We start from the raw sequence: 23,392 nt of genomic DNA, 5'->3' as shown, positions 1-23,392 counted from the left end.
AGAAACAGCCACCTTCGGCATGGGATGATTCTGGGGGCCGGATGCCCAGTTTGGGCAGATTCAAGGAGTTATCAGCACCCGAGTAGGATACACAGGAGGCACAAAAGAAAATCCTACCTATCGAAACATAGGAGATCATACCGAATCTATTCAAATCGATTTTGACCCGGAAGTAATTTCCTATGAACAATTATTAAAAATATTTTGGGAGAATCATAACCTATTACAAAAGCTTCTTTTTCGTAATCGACAATATATGTCTCTTCTGGTTTACCATAACGATTCGCAAAAAGAGAAAGCATTGTATTCTAAAGACAAGTGGGAGGAAAAGGAAGGTAAAGAAATTCAAACCGAGTTTCAACCTTTCACTGTTTTTATATAGCAGAAGATCATCACCAAAAATACTTTTTAAAGCGTTATAAACATGTAGTGGAATCTCTTAGAAAGCTTTATTTTACTGATCAAGAACTGGTCAATGGAACGATAACGGCCCGATGAATGGGTTTGTTAGAGGACATGGGTCGATGACAGAGCTAAAAAAAGAAATAAAAACGTGGGATATCGGTGAAGAAAAAGAACAGGATATTCTAGAAGTACTGAATTCACTTCGCTGGTAAACGAGGTAATCCTAATTCTGGTTTAGGATTTTAGGTGTTTGTAATTATCCGAAAAAAGGAAGACAGGAAATAGCAGCAGAAAAAAACAAAGGAGGGCAAAACGTTGAGCCAGCACGTCGTATTTATAGGAGCAGGCGATGCCAATTTATCCATATTGAAAAATTGGAAAAAAAGAAAGCTGAAAGACACGAACTGGACACTTATTTCACCGTCACGTTACCAGTATTATTCCGGAATGTTTTCTGGGTATGCCGAAGGAAGATACAACACAGAAGATATAAGAATCGATTTAAAAGCATTTTGTAAAGAACACGAAGGTCGCTTTCTTGAGGAAAAAGTAACAGCAGTAGATAAAAATCAAAAAAGTATTCTCACTGATAGTGGAAAGTCTATATCTTATGATCTGCTGTCTGCAAATATTGGGTCTTTCCATGAAAAACCTAATGTTCCAGGAGTTAAAGATTATGCGCTTTTTATAGATCGGAACAATGAATTTCCTTTAACTGCTGAAAAACTTCAACGTACCGAATACCCTGTGATAGCAGGGGGAGATTATACAGGTGTAGAGCTTGCTTTGTCTCTTCAAGAGTGGAGAAAAAGGCACCATATGAAAACACCTGTTACTTTAATTAGTGATGGCCCTGTTTTAAAAAACGAAAAGGAAGATATTCGTGAGGATGTATTGACTCTTTTAGATGAGAGAGGAATTATGATTTATGAAAATACGTCTGTAGAACGTATGGACGAAGATGTTTTATATACTGAAAATAGAGTTATCCCTTATGGAGAAACGTTGTGGTTAACCGGTCCGACACCACCACTTATCTTTCAATATGCGAAACTGCCAGTGGATAAGAAAGGATTCCTGCTCGTTTCTTCCACTCTGCAATCACCCGAAGATCCTTCTATTTTTGCAAGCGGTGCCTGTGTAACATTAAAAGATTATCCAGAACTTCCTCGAAATAGTGTTTACACGCAGCAGGAAGCCTCGGTGCTAGAGGATAATATAGTCAAAAAACTAAAAGGGAAAAAGAAGCTGAAGAAATTTGCACCCCAAAAGAAAACAGAAATGCTGTTTAATCTTGCCCATAAAAAAGGGTTATATATTAAAGGCAGCAAATACTCCTTAAATAAATCATCATGGAAATTAAAAAACCGTATGGACAAGCAATTTATTAAACAATTTTCGTAAGATAATAATTAAAAATGTATTCCTGTTTTTGTTAAAAAAGGGATGTTGAGTAAATAGAAAATTTGATTTATAATAAAGGACGCTGGTGTTAAAACCAGCGTCGCACAGTTGCCCACACGAGGAGCGGCTGGCAGGTTAAGAGAGTAGACTACCCTCGAGTTCGCCAAAACGTTCAGGGTGGTCTACTGTTTTAAACTAACAATAGCGATTACAGTCATTATTAGAGCCAATATAAAACTCCCGAAACCGATCATTACTTCGGCCATGCCTGTGGTAATCATTACGGTATCACCTCCTTTCTGGAGGCTCAACCGCCCACCCTGCGGAGATACAAGCCATGCCATTTTATTATAGCATATTTTTCCAATTATGGGATAATCCCCAATTGCTTGCGTGAAGCACCTTCCCATGTAATTCATGGCTTGAAACCCCTGTAATTCAAGGAAAATAATACAATAGTTTGTAACTTTTTTGTTATAAAAATGAGACTTTTCTAACTACCATTTAGGTACGATTTAACCGCTTCAAAGTGGGAATGAGCGTCAATACTGCTGCCGGTTATCACCACTACAGCAGGTCCTTTTGGCTGTACGATTCCCTCGAGCAATGCCCCCGCTCCAACTGCTGCGGCTCCCTCTACTACAAAACGATGACTTTCATATAAAAAGGCCATTCCACGAGCGATTGTTTCTTCTGAGAGTCGAAGGCGCTGGTCGATATAACGGGAAATCATTGGAAGGGTGTAGCGGTTTTGCATACCGATTCCCCCGAGCAGACTGTCTGCGTAAGTAGGGTGCTCTGGTACAGCGACGGGCTTACCGGCCTTTATGCTGTCATCCATTGCTGCTCCTTTTTCTACGGATAAGCCTATTACTTCTATAGCCGGGTCTGTTTCTTTTAAAGCTAGACCAATTCCAGACAGCAAACCTCCTCCTGATAATCCGCTTAACACTGTTTCTACCTCAGGAAGTTCCTTCAAAATTTCTAATCCAATTGTTCCCTGCCCGGCAATAATTTCTGGATGGTCAAAAGGAGGGATAAGGGTGAAACCTTTTTCTTCCTGAAGGCGTAAACACACATCTGCTGCTTCATCCTGACTCTCCCCTTCGATATGAAGTTCAGCCCCGCTTTCCTGTAAAGCGTCTATTTTTGCTTTAGGTACGCGTTTGGATACACATACTACTGCATTTATTCCCCGGTTAGAAGCTGCATGTGCTACCGCAAATCCATGATTTCCAGTTGAAAACGTGACGACTCCCTTTTGCTGGTCTTCCTTGGAAAGGGAAGCAATCATATTAGATGCCCCTCGAAGTTTAAAGGAACCTGTAGGCTGCAATTGTTCGAGTTTCAGATAAACAGGTACTCCCGTTAGTTTAGAAAGAGCTTTCGAATAAATGAGCGGGGTCGGCGGAAGAGAGGATCGTATTCTTTTTTTTGCCTTCCAAATGTCTTTCAACGTTATTTCGTTCATGATTTCCCCTCCTTGCATTTTCGTCTGTACTTAAAGAAGTGAAAATTTTTGGTTATGAACTCCTCTATGGTCAGAATAAATTGATAAAAAACCAATGTCTACCACTATTTGTACGTACAGCTATAAAAAATTATGGCTCGATGTACCAATATAGGAAAAAACTTATTCAGGGGTAGGTTTCGCCATGAGAAGGGATCTATAGCTAGACATAAAAGGAGGAGCGGGCTATGCGGTCATTGACGGTGTTTCCGAAAGAAGAATATGCGGGCAGATTAGAAAAGGTGAAAAATAAGATGGCTCAAAAAGGACTGGATGTTCTTTTTTTAAGTGATCCCGCTAATATGAATTATCTTACCGGTTATGACGGCTGGTCCTTTTATGTTCCGCAGATGGTTATTGTGTTTTTAGAGGAAGAAGAACCATATTGGTTTGGGAGAGCCCAAGATGTCAATGGCGCACGTGCTACTTCCTGGCTCTCTCCATGCAGACTGCTTTCCTATAGTGATGAATATGTCCATTCGACTGCTAAACACCCGATGGAAGTACTCGCTGCGTGGATGAAATTTCATAAAAGAAGCATAAAACGAGCTGGTGTGGAAATGGAAGCTTATTATTTTTCTCCACGGGCTTTAGAGCGATTAGAAACAGGATGCAGCTGGCTCACTTTTGTTGACGCTAATTTACTAGTTAATGATGTTCGCATGATAAAATCAGATCGTGAAATTGCTTATATGAAAAAAGCTGGAGAAATTGCTTCCCTTGCTATGGAAGCAGGAGTTAATGCAGTAAAAGAGGGGGCAAGGGTTTGTGATGTTGCTGCTGCTGTTTCTCAAGCCCAAATTAGAGGCACAAACCATTTCGGAGGGGATTACCCGTCCATCGTACCGTTGATTCCTGCAGGAGCGCTCACCTATGCTCCGCATGTAACGTGGACAGACGAAAAAATTAAAGCAGGAGATCCTCTTATCATTGAGCTTGCCGGCTGCTGCAGCAGATATCATGCCCCTTTAGCCCGGACTATTACAGCAGGTAAACCGGAGAAAGAATTTCAACGCCTATCGTCAGCGGTTATTGAAGGAGTAGAAACGGTCCTTGATTATATAAAACCAGGAATTACTTGTGAAGAAATAGAACAGAAATGGCAGACAGTCATTGCCAGATATGGATTTTGTAAAGATTCTAGAATTGGATATTCGATAGGCATTAATTACCCTCCTGACTGGGGAGAGCACACGGCTTCGATAAGGCCGGGAGACAAAACAGTACTGCAGCCTAATATGGCATTTCATTTGATACCTGGTATTTGGCTTGAAGAAATGGGTGTAGAGATAAGTGAGAGTTTCGTGGTCACCAAAAATGGCTGCGAAACACTTAGCAAGTACCCCCGGGTCCAAGGATGATCGAGGCTGTTTATTAATGGTCTTCATAAATAACGAGTTCTGCAGCTATTTTTCCCGAATAAACAGCTCCTTCCATGGTTGCAAAGAACGGCTGCATGGTGTAACCACCAAGAAGCGTGAGTCCTTTAATGGGTGTATTTTGAGACGGCCTTATAATATGATGTCCTGGGCCTAAATGATAAAAATCATGGTCGTGGACAATTTTACGATACTTTACACAATATCTTCTTTAGCAAAGGGAAGCGGTATAGCGTGTAAGTCCTGTAATACGATTTCCAAGGTGTCTTCTTCTGATAATGAGATAAACCGCTCGGGAGGTGTCAAAATAATGGAAATTCTTCCCTGGGACAATTGAAAAGTGGTGCTCGATTGTTCAGCAAAGCTTGCCTGTTTCAGCAAATTCCAGGGCCGCAGTAAGTCCAGCTAAACCTCCACCGACAATCAAACGGATCATTTGCAGTCATTTTCCTTTCACCTCCACTTTTAATATTTTGCCTTTCTGTTCAAATTATTAAAAGTCGTAAGAAAAATTTTGGAGCAGCAAAACATATCTATTTCCAAAAAATAATCTGAAATCTGTTCCCGCCTTTGAAGCATACTACGTAAAGAGGGAGAGGAAAGGGGGAAGAAAGTGAAAACCAACGCATTTTTTCAAAGCATGAAAAACCAGCTCACTTCTCGGCTGCAAGAACTGCAGCAAAACAATGAGGATCATTTCGGTTTAGACGAGGAATTTGCAAGAGAAACAATTGGAGAATTATCCAATTATGATAATCATCCGGCAGATAATGGAACGGAATTATATGAAAGAGAAAAAGACATGGCGCTGCAGCAGCATTCCGGCAGGGAACAAAAAAGAATTCAAAAGGCATTGCAGGCTATAGAAGAAGGAACGTATGGAAGATGTGAGAAGTGCGGAGAGGATATTCCTCTTGAACGCCTTGAATCAGAACCAACGGCCCTCCAATGTATTCAGCATTCTTACCAGGAACCGGATCCATTTGACCGGCCGGTTGAAGAAGAGAGGTTAATTCCAGGCAAAGGCGGATTTACTGATATTACAGAAGAAGATGTGGAAAATGACCGCTTTGATGCAGAGGAGGTCTGGGAACAATCTGCCGCCTACGGCACTTCGGATACCCCGCAGGACACTTATGATCCTTCACTGGAATATGAAGGAATGTTTGGAGATGCGGAGCATGAAAATGGAGAGGAAGATGTCTTCGAAGGGTTTAGTATGACAGATAGTGAAGGCAACCCTATTGATTTTGATCACGATGTTGATTTTTCACATTACTTTTTGCGCAGATAAAAAATGCCCCGCTCGCAGTGCTGTCACTGCAAGGGGGCATTTATTTAATTTACCCATTCATCTACAAGCTCACGATTTTCGTCAATCCATTGCTGCGCTCCTTCTTTAGGATCGCCCGCTTCGTTAATATAGCTCATTAATTCACCTAAGGATTGATCATCAAATTTCCATTTATTCATCATTTTTGTTACTTCATTGTATTCATCTTCAAAGCCTTCTCGAGTAACAAAAACAATATCGTCCGCTTCTCCATAAATAGTGTCAGGGTCTTCTAAATATTTTAAATCGTAATCGGCAAAAGCCCAGTGCGGACTCCATAATGTTACTACAATCGGCTCTTCGTTTTGATAGGCTTCATCTAACTCTGTCATCATAGCCTGTTCAGAAGAAGCTTGCAATTCGTAATCGATGTTGTAATGTTCAATGGCTTCTTCTGTTAATTCCATGAGGCTTGCTCCTGGATCAATTCCAAAGATTTCTCCGCCTGTTTCTTCTTTGTAATCATTAAGGTCTTCTAAACTGTTTACGTCTTCCATATATTCTGGTACGACTAAGCCTAATTCTGTGTCTTCATACCACTCGTCCTGGACCTGAAAATCATTACCGTATTCGTCAATGTGATGTTGGTCAGTGAATGGAACCCACACTTCCATCGCCATATCAAGATCGCCTTCAGCAACACCTGCAAACACAGCCACTTTCTCCATATTAGTCAGTTCAACATCGTATCCTTTTTCTTCGAGAAGAATTTTCCACATATTTGAAGCTGCAATGTTTTCAGCCCAGTTATTGTAACCGATCTCTATTGTATCCATATCTTCAGGAGCTGTTTCCCCAGTTACTTCTTCTGCTCCTTCATCCCCGCAAGCGGCAAGCGGAAGCATTAAAAATAGTAACAATACAAGCCGCAAGTATGTTTGTTTTTTCAATGTTGACGCCTCCTGTAAATAATGTGTTTAGCTATCTCAGCATATCTTCTTCATATGGAAAGCTAGATAGCTTTTCAGCCCCATTCTTTGTAATCAGCATCTGTTCCTCGAGCTTGACCCCTTCTTTTCCGCCTTTTGCTCCAATATAACTTTCTACACAAATAACCATGTTTTCTTCAAAGTAACCATCGTATCCTTTTTGCTCAAAATCCTCGGCGTGAGCAATAATAGGGTATTCTCCTGTAAAGCCCGATCCGTGAGCATTACAAAAGTAGCGGTTGGAAAAAAATTCTTCGGGAATTTTCCAGCTTTTTTGAGCATATTCTCTGAAGCTAAGACCTGGTTTGAGCAGTTCAATGTTTGTTTGAATTTGCTCATACGCTATTTTGTACAAACGCTTTTGTTCTTCAGTTGGATCGTCTCCTATGACGAAGCTGCGAGAAATGTCACAGTAATAACCAAATGGCCCGCATGTATCGGTATCAAAGCTCAGCATATCACCTTTTTGAATGGTACGGTCGCTGCATTCCTGAAACCATGGATTGGTTCGGTATCCGGAGCTAAGTAAGCGTGTTTCAATGTAATCACCATCCATGGCAATGTTTGATTGATGAAGAATGGACCATAACTCATTTTCTGTCATGCCAGGCTTTGCTGCTTGATACATCCGCGTCATTCCTATTTCGGATGCTCGAATCGAAATTTTTGTCGCTTCAATCTCATCTGGAGATTTAATAGCTTTTGCGTGCTCCACAGGCCTTTGTGCATCTACGGTTTTAATACCTTCTTTATTCAGTGCAATGTGGCCGGCAACAGGCAGCTGATCTACTGCAATGCGTCTGTCCCCTCCGCCATACTGCTTCATTAATGCGGCTATGTCAGATGCAAATTGTTTCGCATCACGTTTTAAGTTTTGGGCTGCCGCTGCATAGGAAAGCATTAGAGCAGGACGAACTTCGTCTACTGTTTCTACCCCATCGGATAAATGCTCGCAGTTATCGTAATCAAACAAAATAACCGGTCCTTCTACCGGGATAAACACATACCTGCCAGGATTGCGCCGAATGTAAACTTCCATGTTACGTGTACCTGTTGCATATCTTACGTTCATGGGATCAAATAATAAACAGGCAGAATAGCCGTTTTGTATTAGTTGATCTTTTACTCTATTCAAACGATATTGTCGCATTCTGGCTAGATTGATTTGTGATTTGTCGTATTGCAAGGAAGCAACTCCAGGTGTGTGGCGATCTGTAAACATTTTATCCCCCTTTCATTTACGATGTAGAACACATGGTTTATTATATAGGGTATAACTTGATATAACAAGTTTAAAACATATAAATATAAGTTTGGGATAACGAGAAGGAGGATTACGGGTGGTTTCACAAAAAAAACAAACAGAACGCATCCCCCTGTACCGGCAAATAAAAAAAATGATTGTTCACAACATACAAACGGGGCAATGGAACCCCGGCGAATTTATTCCATCAGAGACAAAATTGCTTGACGAGTTTAATGTGAGCCGCACAACCCTTCGGCAGGCCATTAACTCATTGGTACAAGAAGGGATATTGGAGAGCAGACAAGGGAAAGGAACAAAAGTCAAAATTCATCCCCCTGGACAACTAGGTCAGCACTCTACCATTATGTTTCAAGAAGATGGGGAAAATTTCGAGTCACGAATTCTGCGGGTGGAGTTTTCCTTTAATTTTTTTCAGGCTCAAAAGCATTTAAATGTACTTGATAATGAAAAAGTGTTTCTCTATGAACGTGTTCGGACTGCAGATGGTGATCCTATTGCGATTCTTCAGTTTTATACTACCCAGCATATAGGAGAAATGCTGATAAAAAGTGAACTTCAGGACCATGAACCATATGCGGTCATTGAGCAGAACAATGTTGTGCTGAAACATGCAACGGACTGGGTGACAGCTGTAAATGCCACCTCGAAGGAAGCTGATGTGTTGGGAGTGCGCGGAGGGGAGTCTTTAGTGTGTATTACCCGTTTAAGCTCTGGACTTGATGACCGGCCGATAGAATTTTCAAGAACGATTTATCGTGCAGACCGTTTTAACTACAGGGTAGAACTTGCTCATAATTAAGTCAATTGTTCATGATAAGTCAGACACAGCCCGGGACAATAAAAGAAAGAGGGGAGAGCTGTCCCCAAGTTATAGGGACGGGCTCGATTTGGTGTCTGGAATAGAGATACATTCCGTTAGGAAGCAGTTAGAAAGCAGCGCCTCTCTAAGCAAATCTAATGTCAGCAAGGTCTTCAAAGCACAGGTATTCCACGCCTTCCTCGGTCACTAAATGAAATTGTTTTTGAGCATGATTAATGTAGTGGCATTTACCGACGATTTCATAGAAAAAGCCATCCCGCCAGTACGTAAAACAAAGGGCATCGTCATTTCGCATTGCATCACCAAGAAGCCACTCCAGCTCTTCCCAGCGCTGAGGATCGAGTTCTGGCTTTGCTTGTTTCGTTTGCTGCTTTTGGTGTTTCAGCCATTGTTCCCGGTGTTCCGGCAGGATCATTCGTGAGGATTCCCAGCGCAGGTTTGATCCTGGTGTCAGTTTATTTCCTTTCATGGGCCATCCCTCCTGCTCCTATTATATGCGAACGTTTGTTCTTTAAACACCCTTAATTTTTTCCAAGAGAATTTTTAATGGTAAAATGAAAGGAGAAAGAGGGGAGAGAAATGTCAAAGTGGACAAAAGGGCAGCTTGGATTAATATTGGTTTTCTTTGCGCTTTCTAGCAGTGTGGAAGTTCTTAGGTCCGGAGCAGCAGTATCAGGGAGCAAGACAGTATCTGTAATTTCACCTATTAATTTTTTTAGTATGATGGCAGGTGCTTTTCTTGTTTTCCATTTTCTTTTTTATTTGGAAACAAAAAAAGAAATGAATGTTTTTGACCGCCCGTTATGGAACAGAATCGGAACAGCCTCTCTTTTTGCTTTTTTGGTATTTATTACAGGGAGTGTTTATCTTTTTGAAAACACTAATATTTTTATAACAATTTGGTTTTCCAAATATGCATTTATCTTTACTGGTTTGTTGTTGTTATATTTGAACATATTTGCATTTATAAGGGCTTTTTTTACGGGAAGACAAGAACTAACCAGCACTATCAACACTACTACAGGAACTGGGGTTTTACTTAGTCTTCTAACATTCTTATTATGAGAACAAGCAGGCTGATGAAGGTTGAAATGAATAAAAAGAATGGAGGTGCAGAGGGTGGCGTCCATGGAGCTGTGTCCAAAATTTGAAGAGGCATTTAGATTATTGGGAAAACGCTGGGTCGGTATTATTATAAGAGTCTTAGAAGCGGGTCCGATGCGATTTAATGAAATGGCCGAACAAGTTCCGGAAATTAGTAAAAAGATGTTAACGGAAAGGCTGAAAGATTTAGAAGAACAAGGTATGGTGAAACGAGAAGTAGTCCCCGAAACACCAGTCCGCATTACGTATAGGCTGACAGATAAAGGAGAAGCAATAACTCCTGCTCTTGCTGAAGTGCAGAAATGGGCAGATGAATGGGTTGAAAAAACAGGGTGCTAATTAACAGCGCCTTTTTTATTGTTTAGGAAATTTCAATTAATGGATAACTATCTCCATATTGTTTGATCTGCGTCTTCAGCGCCCAGCCTCTCGGGGTTAAATTACCTCCAGTCATGAAAGGCAAAGAGCGCCTTTCGTGACTGGAGAACATTTACCTGTCGAGGCTGATCAGGCGCTTGCGCTTTTGTTCCTGCCTTCAGTCGGGGACAAAGATGCGGCACTTTTACGACCTTATGAAAAAACAAGGACGCTTTTTTTAATTATTGACTTACAAAAAGTAACCTGATATATTTTAGTTACCTTAAAGAAAAAGGAGGATCAAAATGACAATATTAGCAGGGGCAGGGTTGCTATTAATACGGCTGGTCATTGGCATAAGCTTTGCAGCTCATGGAGCTCAGAAATTATTTGGTTGGTTTGGAGGTCATGGTTTAAAGGGAACTGCAGGATTCTTTGATTCCATTGGTATAAAACCTGGATATACTATGGCACTTCTAGCAGGTCTTGGAGAATTAGCTGGAGGCCTTTTATTTGCTCTTGGCTTATTTACGCCTATAGCAGGACTTCTGATTGCTATTACTATGGTAGTAGCCATTGTCAAGGTACATGGGCCAAATGGATTCTGGGCAACACAAAGCGGATATGAATATAACTTGATGCTGGCTGTTGTAGGGATTGGTATTGCTTTAACTGGAGCAGGAGTGTTCTCCATTGATGCTATTCTATTTTCTTAATGAAGGAAAAGAATCGAAATTATTTTATTATTTTCAGCTTCATACTATCCATTAACTTTTTCAATAAATAAAAAAACACCCTTTATGGCAAACAATTGAGAATGGAAAAGCCAAACAAACTCTAATTTTATTATCAGGAGCTGTTTGGCTTTTTTTTAAGTTCCTGGAAGGAAATAGAAAAAGGGAAATAGCTTTGTTATAGCGAAAAATATGATAATAGAGAAAAAGGATATTTGCCATCTATGTAAACAGGGGATGGTTTTGATGCCGATCATTTGTATAGAAGGACCTAGAGCAGTAGGGAAAACAGCTGTTTGTCTCGAACTCAAGGACAGATATGGGGGGTATGTGGTTGCTGGTGAGTATCTTGAGTCAGCAGGGGGAAATTGGTTTGAAGAGTGTGATCATCAAATAAGACGGTGGCAGTTAGCATTAAAAAAGGCAGAAACTTATGCTCTGGTCATTTTTGATGGCGATATCTTTCAGCCTGTTATTGATTATGCCCATGATTTCTTAACTCTCCAAAGTATTTTAAATACTTTTCTGCATGCTTTTATGGACAAACAAATAGGCTTTCCAGACAGCTATTACTACTTATGGCTGGGGAGACCACGATTCGAAAACGAAAAATCAAAGACTTCTCTCTAAGAAGAGGAGAATTGGAAAGAGACCATTCATTTTACATCTTTCAAAAAAGTTTTTATGAGGGGCTTGGGGCTTGCAAACTTCAGGCGAGAAACGAAACGGAGACTGCAAGGAGTATCGTAAAGCATCTTCCCTCTGCGCCCTGGAAGAGATACAATACAAAACAATTTCAGTATATACAAAACGTTGTAAAACATATGCAATGAAGGAGCTGGCTCGAAAGGGGCAGCTCCTTCTGCTTTTTCCTGAGCCGATGTTCATAAAAGAAGCAGCTGATAACCTACCGGCAAGCCAAATTTTTTTATGTGTAAAAATATAAACAATACTTTTTAAGTAAAAAGTCCTTGACTTGAGAATGGTTTTCAGTGAGAATATATATCAGATAATGAAATTCATTATCAATTAAATGATTATACATATTCACGGGGGGAAGAGAGTTAATGAAAAGTCGTACGTTATTGTTTTTATTAATGCTTTTTGTTGTTTCCATTTTTGCTTTGGCTGCATGCGGTAGTGGTGAAGACAATGAAGAGTCAGATACAGCTGGGGAAAACACAGAAGAAGAAAGTTCGAACGAGGAAAGTTCTGAAGAGGAAGCTTCTAGCGGCGAATCGAATCAAGAGGTTAACTTATACACGAGCCGCCATTATGATACAGATGATGAGTTATATGAGAAATTCACAGAGGAAACTGGAATTGAAGTTAATGTTATATCAGGTAATGAAGATGAATTAATTGAGCGTCTTGAACGCGAAGGAGAAAATACGGAAGGAGATGTTTTCATCACTGCTGATGCAGGACGTTTACACCGTGCCAAAGAAGCAGGTGTGCTTCAATCGGTTGAATCAGACATACTGAATGAAAATATTCCGGAGAATTTACGTGACAAGGACAATGAATGGTTTGGTTTGACTAAACGAGCTCGTGTGATTGTTTATGACCCAGAACGAGTCGATGAAGAAGAATTGTCTACTTATGAAGCGTTAGCTGAAGAAGAATGGGAAGGCCGGGTGTTAGTTCGTCCATCAGACAATATTTATAACCAGTCTCTTGTAGCTTCTTTAATTTCTATTAACGGAACAGAAGAAACAAGCGCTTGGGCAGAAGGGCTTGTTAACAATTTCGCTCGCACACCGAAAGGAAATGACCGCGATCAAGCAAAAGCGGTTGTAGCTGGAGAAGGCGATGTAGCAATCATGAACACTTACTACATTGGAAAAATGATCAATTCATCAGACGAAGAAGAAGTTGAAGTTGGAGAACAGGTAGAAGTATTTTTCCCTAATCAGGAAACCACCGGAACCCATGTAAACGTAAGCGGTGCCGGAGTTACAAAACACGGCCCAAATCAGGAAGCTGCTGTCGAATTTATAGAATTCCTTTCTAGCGAAGAAGCGCAAGGGGAATTTTCAGAGGCGAACTATGAATATCCAGTAAACCCAAATGTGGAACCATCAGAATTACTGCAATCCTGGGGAGAATTTGAAGAGCAAGACCTTAACCTCACTGAATTGGGTGAAAACAACACAGAAGCACTAATGCTGATGAATGAAGCAGGGTGGAACTAATACAATCAGAGCTGTCTCAAAAGCTCTTGCATGCATGGCAAACAGCCAGTCGTCAAAATCAATGACGACCGGCTGTTTTGCTTGGTTTTCTCTTTTCTGCAGGCATGCCATTCCGAAGGAAAATGTTGTGACATCATTGAGAAAGATTCTTATTTTCACGTGACATTTTCAGAAATCTCTGGCATACTAAATGAAGATGATAAACATTCTCAACCACTTGTACAGGAATAAGCTTAGTAGAAGAAGGACCTACGTATGAAATTTAGATATATACTACCGACAACTGTAACAGGCTGGGGAACAATTGCTGTATTTCTTGTGTACTTACTCGTTTTACCTACTGTTTTTTTGATGGTACGTGTATTTCAACCGGCAAGCGAAAACTGGGAGCATATCCGGGAATTTATGCTGAAAGACTACATGGTGGATACACTGACCATAGCATTTTGGACTGGGGTGTTTTCGGTGGCGGTTGGCACTACACTTGCCTGGCTGGTTTCAGCCTGCCAATTTCCATTTCGTAAGACATTAAAATGGGCTCTATTGATGCCTCTGGCGATACCGCCTTACATTGGGGCTTATACTTATCATGGTATGCTTAGTTATACTGGGGTAGTTCAAAGAACATTTCGGGAAACATTTCAATTAAACTTACCGCAGAAGTATTTTGACATTATGCATATACCAGGCGCTGTGTTTATTTTCACTATTTTTCTTTATCCCTACGTATATGCCATTACGAGAGCTTTTTTTGCAAGTCAGGCAACATCGTTAATTGAAAGCGCTCGTGTGCTCGGAAGCGGTCCATTACGTACTTTTTTCAGGGTGGTTCTTCCGGTGTCAAGGGCAGCGATTGTGGCTGGAGTAAGCCTTGTGGTACTTGAAGTGTTAAATGATTATGGAGTAGTCAGTTACTTTGGTATCCAAACCTTTAGTACTGCTATATTTCAGACATGGTTTTCATTTGGGGATTTAGATGCAGCGATTAAGCTTGCAGGCATTTTGATGGGAATTGTAATTTTCGTACTTATTATAGAAAAGTTTTTTCGCGGACGCCGGAAATTCAGCTACAGCACAACGAAGGTAAAGCCTTTACAACCAACTGAGCTTTACGGCTGGAAAAAAGCGGCTGCAGTTGGGTATACCGGTATGATTTTTATCCTTGGATTTTTACTGCCGGTGATTCAGCTTACTTACTGGGCTGTTCTTACTTTTGATCATATTTTCACACAGGCTTTTGCCTCCTATATATGGAACTCTACCTTTGCTGCCGGGGTAAGTGCTGCGGTTGTTGTGGTTATTGCTATTCTTGTTTCTAACTACACAAGAATGGCTAGAGGCATAGTACCTTCCGTGACGGCACGGTTAACCGTTTTGGGATACTCTATTCCAGGAGCGGTTGTTGCAGTTGGAGTTATCAGCTTTTTTGTATTCCTTGATGAACAGTTAAACGACTTACTAGTTGCGGCAGGAGCATCTCCTGCTTTGGTGTTGAGTACTAGTATCATTATGCTTTTATTTGCTTATGTGATCCGATTTATGGCAATTGGGTATAACTCCATTGAATCAGGCTTTGAGAAAGTAGGAATGAAATTCACGGAAGCTTCAAGAACACTTGGAATGAGCTGGACGGAAACGTTTTTTAAAGTAGATTTAAAAATGATCCGCCCAGCAATATTTAGCGGTTTCATTCTCGTTTTTGTAGATATATTAAAAGAATTGCCGCTGACTTTAATTCTACGCCCTTTTAACTTTGAAACGTTGTCAACGATGGCATATCGTTATGCCAATGATGAAATGATACAAGAATCTGCTCTGGCATCGATATTTATCGTACTGGTAAGCGGAATGGCGATGTATATCTTCCATATTCTGATTGAAAAGGAGCCAAACTAATGCACGTGAACATTTCCGACCTATGTTTTGAATATCCTGGAACAAAAGAACAGACTGTGGCTGATTTTTCTCTACATATACAAGAAGGAGAGATTATATCTATTCTTGGTGAAAGCGGAAGCGGGAAAAGCACCATCTTGCGCTTAATCGCCGGCCTGGAACAACCCCGTAAAGGAACGATTAAAGTTGGAGACAAAGTGTTTTGCGGGACTGATGGAGCTTTTCTGCCGGTAGAAAAACGAGGCCTCGGGATGGTTTTTCAGGATTATGCTTTATTTCCGCATATGACAGTCGAAGCGAATGTTATGTTTGGTTTAAAACGCTGGAAACGAAGCGAGCGAAAAGCACGCCTGGAAGAAATGCTCGCACTAATTAGTATGGAAGACTATAAAAAACGCTACCCTTATGAACTAAGCGGCGGGCAGCAGCAGCGGATTGCGCTTGCACGAGCGCTTGCACCGAAGCCTTCTTTACTGCTTCTGGATGAACCGTTTAGTAATTTAGATGCTCACTTGCAGGAGCGTATTCGTGATGAGTTACGAGAAACGATTAAACATACAGGCACAACTACTATTTTTGTTACCCATGATCAAGAGGATGCGCGGGTGTTAGCGGACCGGGTCGTTATGGTAGAAAAAGGAGCAGTTCAGCAAGTCGGCAGACCGTGTGATATTTTAAAAGAAACGTTGACAAAACAAAGAAAGCCTGTAGAAGTATAATAATTGATAACGACCTTCTAGGTGGAGGGTCGTTTTTTCTTTAAAAAAGAGACTTGATTATTGATGAACAAGGTGGTGTAATGGAAAGCATACAAAAAATCATTACTATACATACTTCATTCCTGCAGTAGAAAGGAAGATAATATGAGCAAGCCAGATTTAAAAGCTCGTTCCCCGTGGGCGGCTTTAAATGATGTAAATCGTGTCGAAGTACATCCAGTGAAAGAAAATACGGTTCATACGAGTATTACCGTACCTGGAAGTAAAAGCTTTACGAATCGTGCTTTAATTATAGCAGCTTTAGCCGATGGTACCTCAGAGTTATCCGGCATTTTGCGAAGTGATGATTCCTATTGGTGTATCGATGCTCTTCGAAAACTCGGTATCTCGATTGAGGTGGAAGGAGATACAGTAAAGATCGAAGGATGTGGGGGAAACTGGCCGGAAAAAGAGGCAGACCTTTATATCGGGGCAGCCGGTACCATTGCGCGTTTTCTGCCAGGAGCTTTAGCTTCTTCTAAGGAAGGTACGTTTAAGGTAGAAGCGAGCAAACGAATGAGTGAGCGTCCGGTACAGCCGCTGATGGAAGCATTAGAAGCCTTGGGAGCAGAAGTAGAGTACTTGGAAAAAGAAGGGTACTATCCTTTAAAAATTCATGCGAACGGCTTAAAAGGCGGGGATGTTACGATCTCAGGAAAAGTATCCAGCCAATTTATCAGCGGATTATTGTTAGCTGGAACATACGCCGAACAAGCACTGCAAATTAATATACCGGATTACATTGTCCAGCATGCCTATGTAAACATAACGATCGACCTTATGAAAGCTTTCGGAGTGGAAGCAGCTTACAACGAAGAGCTTACAAATATGAAAGTGCCGGTTTCGGGCTATACCGGTCAAAAGATGGCACTTGAAGCGGACGCCTCTACAGCAAGCTATTTTATGGCACTGGCAGCTATTAACAATAGCCGTGTACGTATTAATAATCTTACCATGCAAACAAATCAGCCTGATATTTATATGGTGGATCTTTATGAAAAAATGGGCTGCCGTGTGACGAAAGGGGAAGGGTATATAGAAGTAGAAGGTGTTGCACAGTTAAAAGGAAATTTTGAAATCAGCATGAAAGAAATGTCCGATCAGACGCTTACCCTTGCCGCTATTGCCCCTTTTTCAGATGGACCTATTACCATTAAAGAGGTGGAGCATATCCGCCATCATGAATCGGACCGAATTAAGGCGGTTTGTACCGAGCTTACAAAAATGGGTATTCAAGTAGAAGAATATCAAGATGGTTTAAAAGTATATCCAGGAACCCCTAAAGGGACTGTCCTTCATTCTTATGACGATCACCGGGTAGCGATGGCTCTATCTCTCATCGGCACAAAAGTTCCCGGCGTCACAATAGAAGACCCCGGCTGTGTATCAAAAACTTGCCCTACGTTTTATGAATTATTAGAGAAAACCGGAGTACCGGTAAACTTTTCATAATCATAAATACACCAGTAAAGATTGTTAAGGTTTAACTATTTACTGGTGTTTTTTCTCTTAGTAAATATTTACTAAATTAACCTCCTCACAAATTAATTTGCCTATTTCTCTATTTAACCCGTAAAAGGAACCTTTAACAGATTAGAAAGCCCGTTTGATGATAATGGAAATGTTACTAGCTGGGCCCGATTAGGCCTTTCCAAAACAATTTTGGAAAGGCCTATTTTAATTCAACCTAGAATAGTTATAGCGAATGAAGTTTAAAATAGGAAATGGTTTAAAATATATAAAAATTGAGGTTAGCAATGTGGATCGAGCTCATAAAACTAGCAGTGTTGTTTGTTTTAATCTTTGTCATTATGCGAGTATTAGGGAAATCATTGTTGTCTCAATGGACTCCTTATGATTTGATCACGATTTTCTTTTTATCGTATGTTGGCTTAAGTGTAGTGGAAATCAAAGGGTTTTTGCACGGTGTTATTGGTATTATTGTCATTGGATTACTGTACAGCTTCATTGCAAGGTTAAGTCTCATACAGCCTCTTAGTCAGTTTATTATTGGAGAACCAACTATTTTAATTAAGCACGGCAAATTAAGTGTTGAAAATTTAAAAAAAAGCCGTTACTCATTAGCAGAATTACTTTCAAGTATTAGAACAGCCGGCTATCCTGATATAAAAGATATTGAATACGTTTTATTAGAACCTAATGGAAAACTTAGTGTTATACCAAAACCAGAGATTACCCCGGTAACGCTTCAGAATTTAGATATTCCATCCCAATATAAAGGACTGCCGATAGCGGTTATAGTTGAAGGAATTGTTCAGCATAAAAATCTTAAACTTATTAATAAAAATCAAGAATGGTTAAAACGTGAACTGCAATTAAAAGGTTATAATAAAGTGAACGAGATTTATTATGCCTATGTCAGTGATAAAGATTATACATTAACGATTGAAACAGTGAAGTGAGTGGATATAGATCTTGCTGGAGGAGGTGCCAGGGTGGAACATATTCAACAGTTTGTTACCGTCAGACAAATGATGGAGAAATCTATCATCTTTCAAGCTGAGAAAACAAGATTAGAAGATATTCTTACGAAATTAGAGAGCAGCAAGGCTCCCGAACGGTTCGTATTTGTTAATGGAAAAAGCGAGCCTTTAGGCATTTTATCAATTTCACAAGTAAGCTCTTATTTTTTAAAAGAAAAAAAAAGAGAAGGGGATTGGTTTAGAAAAACCCCGGTCATTAAAACGACGGATTCTATTTTTGATATATCTCAAACTGATTTACCTCTGCCGGTTGTTGATGAAAAAGAAAAGCTATGCGGTGTATTTACGGTGAAAAGTCTGTTGCAGGCATACAAGGAATTTTCTAAATCTTTGCAGCACTACAGTGAAATTATGGATGTTATTTTAAATAGTGCGTACGAAGGCATAACCGTTGTAGACCGGGAAGGAAAAATACAGCAAATGAACCGTGCCTACCGTAACTTTTTGGGTTTGCCTCCGGAAGAAGAAGTGATTGGACGTTCGGTTGAGGAGGTAATTGAAAATACGAGGCTACATATAACTATACAGACTGGGGTACCGGAAAAAGGAGAAATTCAAATCATACAAGGCCAGAAAATGATTGTACACCGCATTCCGATTTGGAAAGATGGAGAAGTTACTGGTGCAATAGGAATGCTTATTTTTGAAGGAGTTAGTGAGCTTTACCGAATTCTCGGAAATGTAGGCAACATGCAGAGTGTTCCGCCATTTGAAGATGAAGAAAGGACTCGGACTAGAAATCAGACTAACCTTTATACCTTTGAACAAATTCTTGGAGACAGCGGAAAGCTGACAGAAAGTAAAAGCAAAGCAAGGAAAGCAGCAAGGACGAATGCGAAGGTTATGCTGAGCGGTGAAAGCGGTACGGGGAAAGAATTGTTTGCCCAATCTATTCATCAAATGAGTGAGAGAAAAGGAGAGTTCATAAGTATTAATTGTGCGGCAATACCGGAACATTTACTTGAAGCAGAATTGTTTGGTTACGAAGAAGGCGCCTTTACAGGTGCAAAAAGAGGCGGACACAAAGGGAAATTTGAAGCTGCTAATTACGGTACCTTATTTTTAGATGAAATCAGCACGATGCCTTTAGCCATGCAGGCAAAGCTGCTTCGTATCCTAGAAGAGCGTGAATTAGTAAAAATAGGAAGTCACGTACGTATACCGCTGCAAGTCAGAGTTATAGCTGCCACCAATGAAAAGCTTGAGAAGCTTGTAGAACAAAAACGATTCCGCGAGGATTTATACTACCGTCTGAATGTTATTGAAATAAACATACCTCCGCTGCGGGAACGGCCAGAAGACATCCCGCTGTTGTTAGGCCATTACATAAAAAAGTTTTCTGAAGAAAATAGTTATCCCGTTAAGCAAATAAATCAAAAAGCGATGGAGTTTTTAATGTCTTACCATTGGCCCGGAAATGTCAGGGAATTAACAAATATAGCAGAACAGCTTGTGGTGTTAACAGAGGGACCTTTTATTAAGGAAACAGATTTACCTGCAGCTGTAAAAAATAGTTCATTACATAAGGTATCTTCGTCCCTTTTTTCATTGAAATCAAAAAAACTGCTCCAAGAAAGAGAATTGATTAAAGAAGAACTCGCGAAACATAAAGGAAATAAAACGAAAACAGCAGAAGCACTGGGTATTCATAGAACCACCCTTTACAAAAAACTAAACGAATTTAATATAGGGACTTGATGTATATTTTTATATACATATATTGAATTATTGTATATTTTTATATACATATATTACTTTAACTTTTTCTTCTATCGATCATATTTATAGCTGATGCGAGTTGTTCATTCTCTGACAGACAGGGATACTATTCATACTTTTAAAAATTGGCACAACATTTGCAATATAACCTTCTAAACAAGAAAGGGAGGTTATGCAGACGTGAGTGTGTTCACAATGTGTTTTCCGAGGCACGTGTTTTATGGCCAGGATAGTTTATTTAAAACTGGTGAAGAAGCGTCAAAATTAGGAACAAATGCCCTCATTATTAGTGACCGGATCATGAAGGACTTTGGTTATCTTGAAAAGTGCCACCGTACTCTTGAGAGTGCTGAAGTCGCTTATACGGATTACTTAGAAGTAGCTTCAGAACCAACAGATGTGTATGTAAGAGAAGCTTTAGCATTACTAGAGAAGGAGCAGGCAGAGGTGGTCATTGCGCTTGGAGGAGGGAGTTGTATTGATACCGCAAAAGCTGTGGCCGTACTGGCATCAAACGGTGGGGAAATCAGCGAATATATGAACAACAAAAGAACAGCCAGTAAAAATCCTTTTCCCCTCATCGCTATTCCAACTACAGCAGGCACCGGTTCAGAAGCAACCGACGTCACCGTAATTACAAACACATCCAATGATGTAAAAATGATGATAAAACAGCCGGCGTTTATGCCGGAAATCGCAATTGTAGACCCGAAGCTTTCGATGTCTTCCCCAAAAGGGACAACTGCAGCAACTGGGGTGGATGCTTTAACTCACGCCCTTGAAGCCTACATTTCAAAAAAATCCCACCCCTTTTCGGACCAGCTTGCTTTATCAGCTGCTAAACTGATTATGGATAACATGGAATCAGCTTATAAAGATGGATCGAATGAAAAGGCGCAGGAAAATATGGCCCTTGGTGCTATGCAGGCTGGTATGGCTTTCTCAAACGCATCTGTTTGTTTAGTTCACGGTATGTCACGGCCAATCGGTGCATTGTTTCATGTGCCTCACGGTATATCTAATGCTATGCTTTTGCCGGTGGTACTTGAGTACAGTCAGGAATCATGTGTACACAGACTGGCTGAGATGGCGCGTTTTATATTCCCGGATAAAAAAACGTTCTCAGATCAAGAAGCAGCCAATTATTTAGTAGAAAAAGTTCTTCTTCTTTGTAAAAATTTAGATATTCCTAATTTGAAGGACTGGGGAGTAAATGAAGAACAATATTATTCTCAATTATCTAAAATGGCGGAAGACGCCTTGGATAGCGGCAGTCCTTCGAACAACCCGATAGTTCCTGATAAAGAAGAAATTGTAGGATTGTATCATAAAGCATTTACGTATCAATACCCAAAAAATCTAGTGATCGAAGCTAATCAACGAGAGGAGATATAATATGAAAATACAAACAACACGAACGTTAAAAAATTTTATTAATGGAAAATGGGTGGAAGCTGAAACTGCACCGTACGAAGTAGTCCCTAACCCGGCAACCGGGGAAGAGCTTGCCCAAGTACCAATATCTAAAAAAGCAGATGTCGATGAGGCCGTGAATTCCGCAAGAAAAGCATTTAAATCATGGAAAAAAACCCCCGTCCCAAAACGCGCACGTATTATGTTCAAATATCAGCAGCTTTTAATGGAGAACTATGAGGACCTTGCAAAAATTATCACAGAAGAGAACGGTAAATGTTATGACGATGCCTATGGAGAAGTACAGCGAGGTATCGAGTGTGTTGAGTTTGCGGCTGGAGCACCAAGCTTATTGATGGGAGACGTTCTTCCTGATATAGCAACAAACATGGAATCCGGTATGTATCGTTACCCAGTAGGAGTGGTTGGAGGAATCACCCCGTTTAACTTTCCAATGATGGTACCATGCTGGATGTTCCCGCTTGCCATTGTATGTGGAAATACATTCGTTTTAAAACCTTCTGAACGAACACCGCTCTTAGCAGAGAAGTTAGCAGAGCTTATTACAAAAGCAGGTTTGCCAGAAGGTGTATTAAATATTGTTCACGGTGCCCATGACGTCGTCAATGGATTATTAGAGCACGATGAGGTTGATGCTATATCTTTTGTAGGTTCACAGCCTGTTGCGGAATATATTTACAAAACTGCGGCGAACAACGGCAAAAGAGTACAGGCACTTGCTGGTGCTAAAAACCATTCGATCGTTCTTGGAGACTGTGATCTAGAAACCACCATTAAAGGAATTATAGGAGGGGCTTTTGGAAGTGCAGGACAACGCTGCATGGCTACTTCCGTCGTTGTTGTAACTGAAGATATTGCTGATGAAGTGATTGAGCGTCTGGGTGAAGCAGCAGACCAGCTGACATTAGGAAACGGCCTGGATGAAAAGGTCAACCTTGGGCCGGTTATCAGGCAATCTCATTTAGAAAAAGTACACCAGGCAATCGAAGAGGGGGAAAAAGCAGGAGCCGTATTAGCCCGCGATGGAAGAAAAGATGCTGAAAATATGAATAAAGGCTACTTTTTAGGGGCAACTATTTTTGATCATGTGACTCCGGATATGAACATATGGAAAAAAGAAATATTTGCCCCGGTTCTTTCGATTGTTCGAGTGAAAGATTTAACAGAAGCGATTGAAGTTACAAATAAGTCCGAATTTGGCAATGGTTCAGTACTGTATACTTCAAGTGGACACGCCGTACGAGAATTTAGAGAAGATATTGAAGTAGGTATGCTTGGTGTCAATGTTAACGTGCCAGCGCCAATGGCGTTCTTCCCATTTTCCGGCTGGAAAAATTCATTCTATGGTGACCTGCATGCAAATGGCAAAGACGGAGTAGAATTTTACACAAGAAGAAAAATGCTGACCTCCCGCTGGTAGGGTGTAATTTAAAAGGATACAGCTGTATCAATGGTAACAGCCGGTCGTGATGTATTTTCATGACCGGCTGTTTTGCTAGGTTTTCTGTTTTCGGTTTATGTAACCGTCCTACGAATAGGTGAAGTCGCAATACGTTTTTAAATGCTTAAAATCCTTGCTTGGTTGCCGCATTTCCTCTCTTCTTTCAACTTCGGTCTTCAAGCCCCCTCCTTGACGACCGTTCC

Annotated in this window: 26 protein-coding genes; 18 read left to right on the top strand and 8 right to left on the bottom strand. The window is 40.5% G+C overall.

The annotated features are described in order from the left end of the window. Positions 1–58: 58 nt before the first annotated feature. On the top strand, positions 59–382 hold the full coding sequence (locus tag ACE1TI_RS06975; RefSeq protein ID WP_375006969.1) for a peptide-methionine (S)-S-oxide reductase: 324 nt from the start codon (positions 59–61) through the stop codon (positions 380–382). Positions 383–720: 338 nt separating this feature from the next. Continuing rightward, positions 721–1,809 carry an NAD(P)/FAD-dependent oxidoreductase gene (locus ACE1TI_RS06970; protein WP_375006865.1) on the top strand — a complete coding sequence of 363 codons (1,089 nt, stop codon included), beginning with the start codon at positions 721–723 and terminating at the stop codon, positions 1,807–1,809. 182 nt (positions 1,810–1,991) lie between these two features. On the opposite strand, the gene ACE1TI_RS06965 is transcribed toward ACE1TI_RS06970, so the two are convergent. Together ACE1TI_RS06965 and eutB are read right to left on the bottom strand one after the other, a co-directional pair. After that, on the bottom strand, positions 1,992–2,090 hold the full coding sequence (locus ACE1TI_RS06965) for a putative holin-like toxin (RefSeq protein WP_375006864.1): 99 nt from the start codon (positions 2,088–2,090) through the stop codon (positions 1,992–1,994). Between the two features lie 212 nt (positions 2,091–2,302). Beyond that, the gene (eutB, locus tag ACE1TI_RS06960) at positions 2,303–3,280 is read right to left on the bottom strand and encodes a hydroxyectoine utilization dehydratase EutB (protein ID WP_375006863.1); all 978 of its coding nucleotides are present in this window, start codon (positions 3,278–3,280) and stop codon (positions 2,303–2,305) included. Positions 3,281–3,507: 227 nt separating this feature from the next. On the opposite strand from eutB, the gene ACE1TI_RS06955 reads away from it, so the two are divergent. Then, entirely contained in the window at positions 3,508–4,680 is a 1,173-nt protein-coding gene (locus tag ACE1TI_RS06955; protein ID WP_375006862.1) for a M24 family metallopeptidase, read from the top strand. Positions 4,681–4,693: 13 nt separating this feature from the next. On the opposite strand, the gene ACE1TI_RS06950 is transcribed toward ACE1TI_RS06955, so the two are convergent. Genes ACE1TI_RS06950 through ACE1TI_RS06940 form a run of 3 tightly spaced genes read right to left on the bottom strand, consistent with a single transcriptional unit; the run spans position 4,694 to position 5,134 of the window. Next, positions 4,694–4,882 (bottom strand): FAD-dependent oxidoreductase, encoded by a 189-nt coding sequence (locus tag ACE1TI_RS06950; RefSeq protein ID WP_375006968.1) that lies wholly within the window; start codon positions 4,880–4,882, stop codon positions 4,694–4,696. 11 nt (positions 4,883–4,893) lie between these two features. Continuing rightward, the gene (locus ACE1TI_RS06945) at positions 4,894–5,079 is read right to left on the bottom strand and encodes a hypothetical protein (RefSeq protein WP_375006861.1); all 186 of its coding nucleotides are present in this window, start codon (positions 5,077–5,079) and stop codon (positions 4,894–4,896) included. Beyond that, the gene (locus tag ACE1TI_RS06940) at positions 5,054–5,134 is read right to left on the bottom strand and encodes an FAD-binding protein (protein ID WP_375006967.1); all 81 of its coding nucleotides are present in this window, start codon (positions 5,132–5,134) and stop codon (positions 5,054–5,056) included. The genes ACE1TI_RS06945 and ACE1TI_RS06940 overlap by 26 nt, the downstream gene beginning before the upstream one ends. Positions 5,135–5,311: 177 nt before the next feature. On the opposite strand from ACE1TI_RS06940, the gene ACE1TI_RS06935 reads away from it, so the two are divergent. Next, positions 5,312–5,992 carry a TraR/DksA C4-type zinc finger protein gene (locus tag ACE1TI_RS06935; protein ID WP_375006860.1) on the top strand — a complete coding sequence of 227 codons (681 nt, stop codon included), beginning with the start codon at positions 5,312–5,314 and terminating at the stop codon, positions 5,990–5,992. 44 nt (positions 5,993–6,036) lie between these two features. Here the strand turns inward: ACE1TI_RS06935 and ACE1TI_RS06930 are convergent, their stop codons facing one another. Next, positions 6,037–6,921, bottom strand: coding sequence for a glycine betaine ABC transporter substrate-binding protein (locus ACE1TI_RS06930; protein ID WP_375006859.1), 885 nt, complete (start codon positions 6,919–6,921; stop codon positions 6,037–6,039). Between the two features lie 31 nt (positions 6,922–6,952). Continuing rightward, complete coding sequence (locus ACE1TI_RS06925; RefSeq protein WP_375006858.1) at positions 6,953–8,182, bottom strand: M24 family metallopeptidase; 1,230 nt, start codon at positions 8,180–8,182, stop codon at positions 6,953–6,955. A gap of 118 nt (positions 8,183–8,300) precedes the next feature. Here ACE1TI_RS06925 and ACE1TI_RS06920 point away from each other — a divergent pair, with 118 nt between their 5' ends. After that, positions 8,301–9,026, top strand: coding sequence for a GntR family transcriptional regulator (locus tag ACE1TI_RS06920; RefSeq protein WP_375006857.1), 726 nt, complete (start codon positions 8,301–8,303; stop codon positions 9,024–9,026). Positions 9,027–9,171: 145 nt separating this feature from the next. Here ACE1TI_RS06920 and ACE1TI_RS06915 read toward each other — a convergent pair whose 3' ends face one another. After that, on the bottom strand, positions 9,172–9,516 hold the full coding sequence (locus ACE1TI_RS06915) for a YolD-like family protein (RefSeq protein ID WP_375006856.1): 345 nt from the start codon (positions 9,514–9,516) through the stop codon (positions 9,172–9,174). A 110-nt stretch (positions 9,517–9,626) separates the two neighbouring features. Here ACE1TI_RS06915 and ACE1TI_RS06910 point away from each other — a divergent pair, with 110 nt between their 5' ends. The 13 genes from ACE1TI_RS06910 (at position 9,627) to ACE1TI_RS06850 (ending at position 23,168) form a co-directional block, all read left to right on the top strand. Beyond that, entirely contained in the window at positions 9,627–10,112 is a 486-nt protein-coding gene (locus ACE1TI_RS06910) for a hypothetical protein (RefSeq protein ID WP_375006855.1), read from the top strand. 63 nt (positions 10,113–10,175) lie between these two features. Further along, a complete protein-coding gene (locus tag ACE1TI_RS06905; protein ID WP_375006966.1) occupies positions 10,176–10,490 on the top strand; it encodes a winged helix-turn-helix transcriptional regulator in 315 nt (104 codons plus the stop codon). Positions 10,491–10,626: 136 nt separating this feature from the next. Further along, the gene (locus ACE1TI_RS06900) at positions 10,627–10,776 is read left to right on the top strand and encodes a hypothetical protein (protein WP_375006854.1); all 150 of its coding nucleotides are present in this window, start codon (positions 10,627–10,629) and stop codon (positions 10,774–10,776) included. Between the two features lie 37 nt (positions 10,777–10,813). Then, on the top strand, positions 10,814–11,224 hold the full coding sequence (locus tag ACE1TI_RS06895; protein ID WP_375006853.1) for a DoxX family protein: 411 nt from the start codon (positions 10,814–10,816) through the stop codon (positions 11,222–11,224). Positions 11,225–11,488: 264 nt separating this feature from the next. Beyond that, complete coding sequence (locus tag ACE1TI_RS06890) at positions 11,489–11,872, top strand: DEAD/DEAH box helicase family protein (RefSeq protein WP_375006852.1); 384 nt, start codon at positions 11,489–11,491, stop codon at positions 11,870–11,872. Positions 11,873–12,309: 437 nt separating this feature from the next. After that, on the top strand, positions 12,310–13,437 hold the full coding sequence (locus ACE1TI_RS06885) for a Fe(3+) ABC transporter substrate-binding protein (protein WP_375006851.1): 1,128 nt from the start codon (positions 12,310–12,312) through the stop codon (positions 13,435–13,437). A gap of 255 nt (positions 13,438–13,692) precedes the next feature. After that, complete coding sequence (locus ACE1TI_RS06880; protein ID WP_375006850.1) at positions 13,693–15,333, top strand: ABC transporter permease; 1,641 nt, start codon at positions 13,693–13,695, stop codon at positions 15,331–15,333. Continuing rightward, positions 15,333–16,052, top strand: coding sequence for an ABC transporter ATP-binding protein (locus ACE1TI_RS06875; protein ID WP_375006849.1), 720 nt, complete (start codon positions 15,333–15,335; stop codon positions 16,050–16,052). Before ACE1TI_RS06880 ends, ACE1TI_RS06875 begins: the two co-directional genes overlap by 1 nt. Before the next feature lie 144 nt (positions 16,053–16,196). Then, positions 16,197–17,543: a 3-phosphoshikimate 1-carboxyvinyltransferase gene (gene aroA / locus ACE1TI_RS06870; RefSeq protein WP_375006848.1), complete on the top strand. Its 1,347-nt coding sequence runs from the start codon at positions 16,197–16,199 to the stop codon at positions 17,541–17,543. A 305-nt stretch (positions 17,544–17,848) separates the two neighbouring features. Next, positions 17,849–18,514, top strand: a complete 666-nt coding sequence (locus ACE1TI_RS06865; RefSeq protein ID WP_375006847.1) for a DUF421 domain-containing protein — start codon at positions 17,849–17,851, stop codon at positions 18,512–18,514. 33 nt (positions 18,515–18,547) lie between these two features. Beyond that, entirely contained in the window at positions 18,548–20,293 is a 1,746-nt protein-coding gene (locus ACE1TI_RS06860) for a sigma 54-interacting transcriptional regulator (RefSeq protein ID WP_375006846.1), read from the top strand. Positions 20,294–20,509: 216 nt separating this feature from the next. Next, positions 20,510–21,709 (top strand): iron-containing alcohol dehydrogenase, encoded by a 1,200-nt coding sequence (locus tag ACE1TI_RS06855; protein ID WP_375006965.1) that lies wholly within the window; start codon positions 20,510–20,512, stop codon positions 21,707–21,709. Position 21,710: 1 nt separating this feature from the next. Further along, entirely contained in the window at positions 21,711–23,168 is a 1,458-nt protein-coding gene (locus ACE1TI_RS06850; RefSeq protein ID WP_375006845.1) for a CoA-acylating methylmalonate-semialdehyde dehydrogenase, read from the top strand. Positions 23,169–23,392: the final 224 nt, after the last annotated feature.

Source organism: Alteribacillus sp. JSM 102045 (genome assembly GCF_041949975.1).
In the GTDB taxonomy this organism is placed as follows: domain Bacteria; phylum Bacillota; class Bacilli; order Bacillales; family Marinococcaceae; genus Alteribacillus.
The sequence above is the reverse complement of the archived record's forward strand: the minus strand, read 5'-3'. Positions and strand labels throughout refer to the sequence as shown.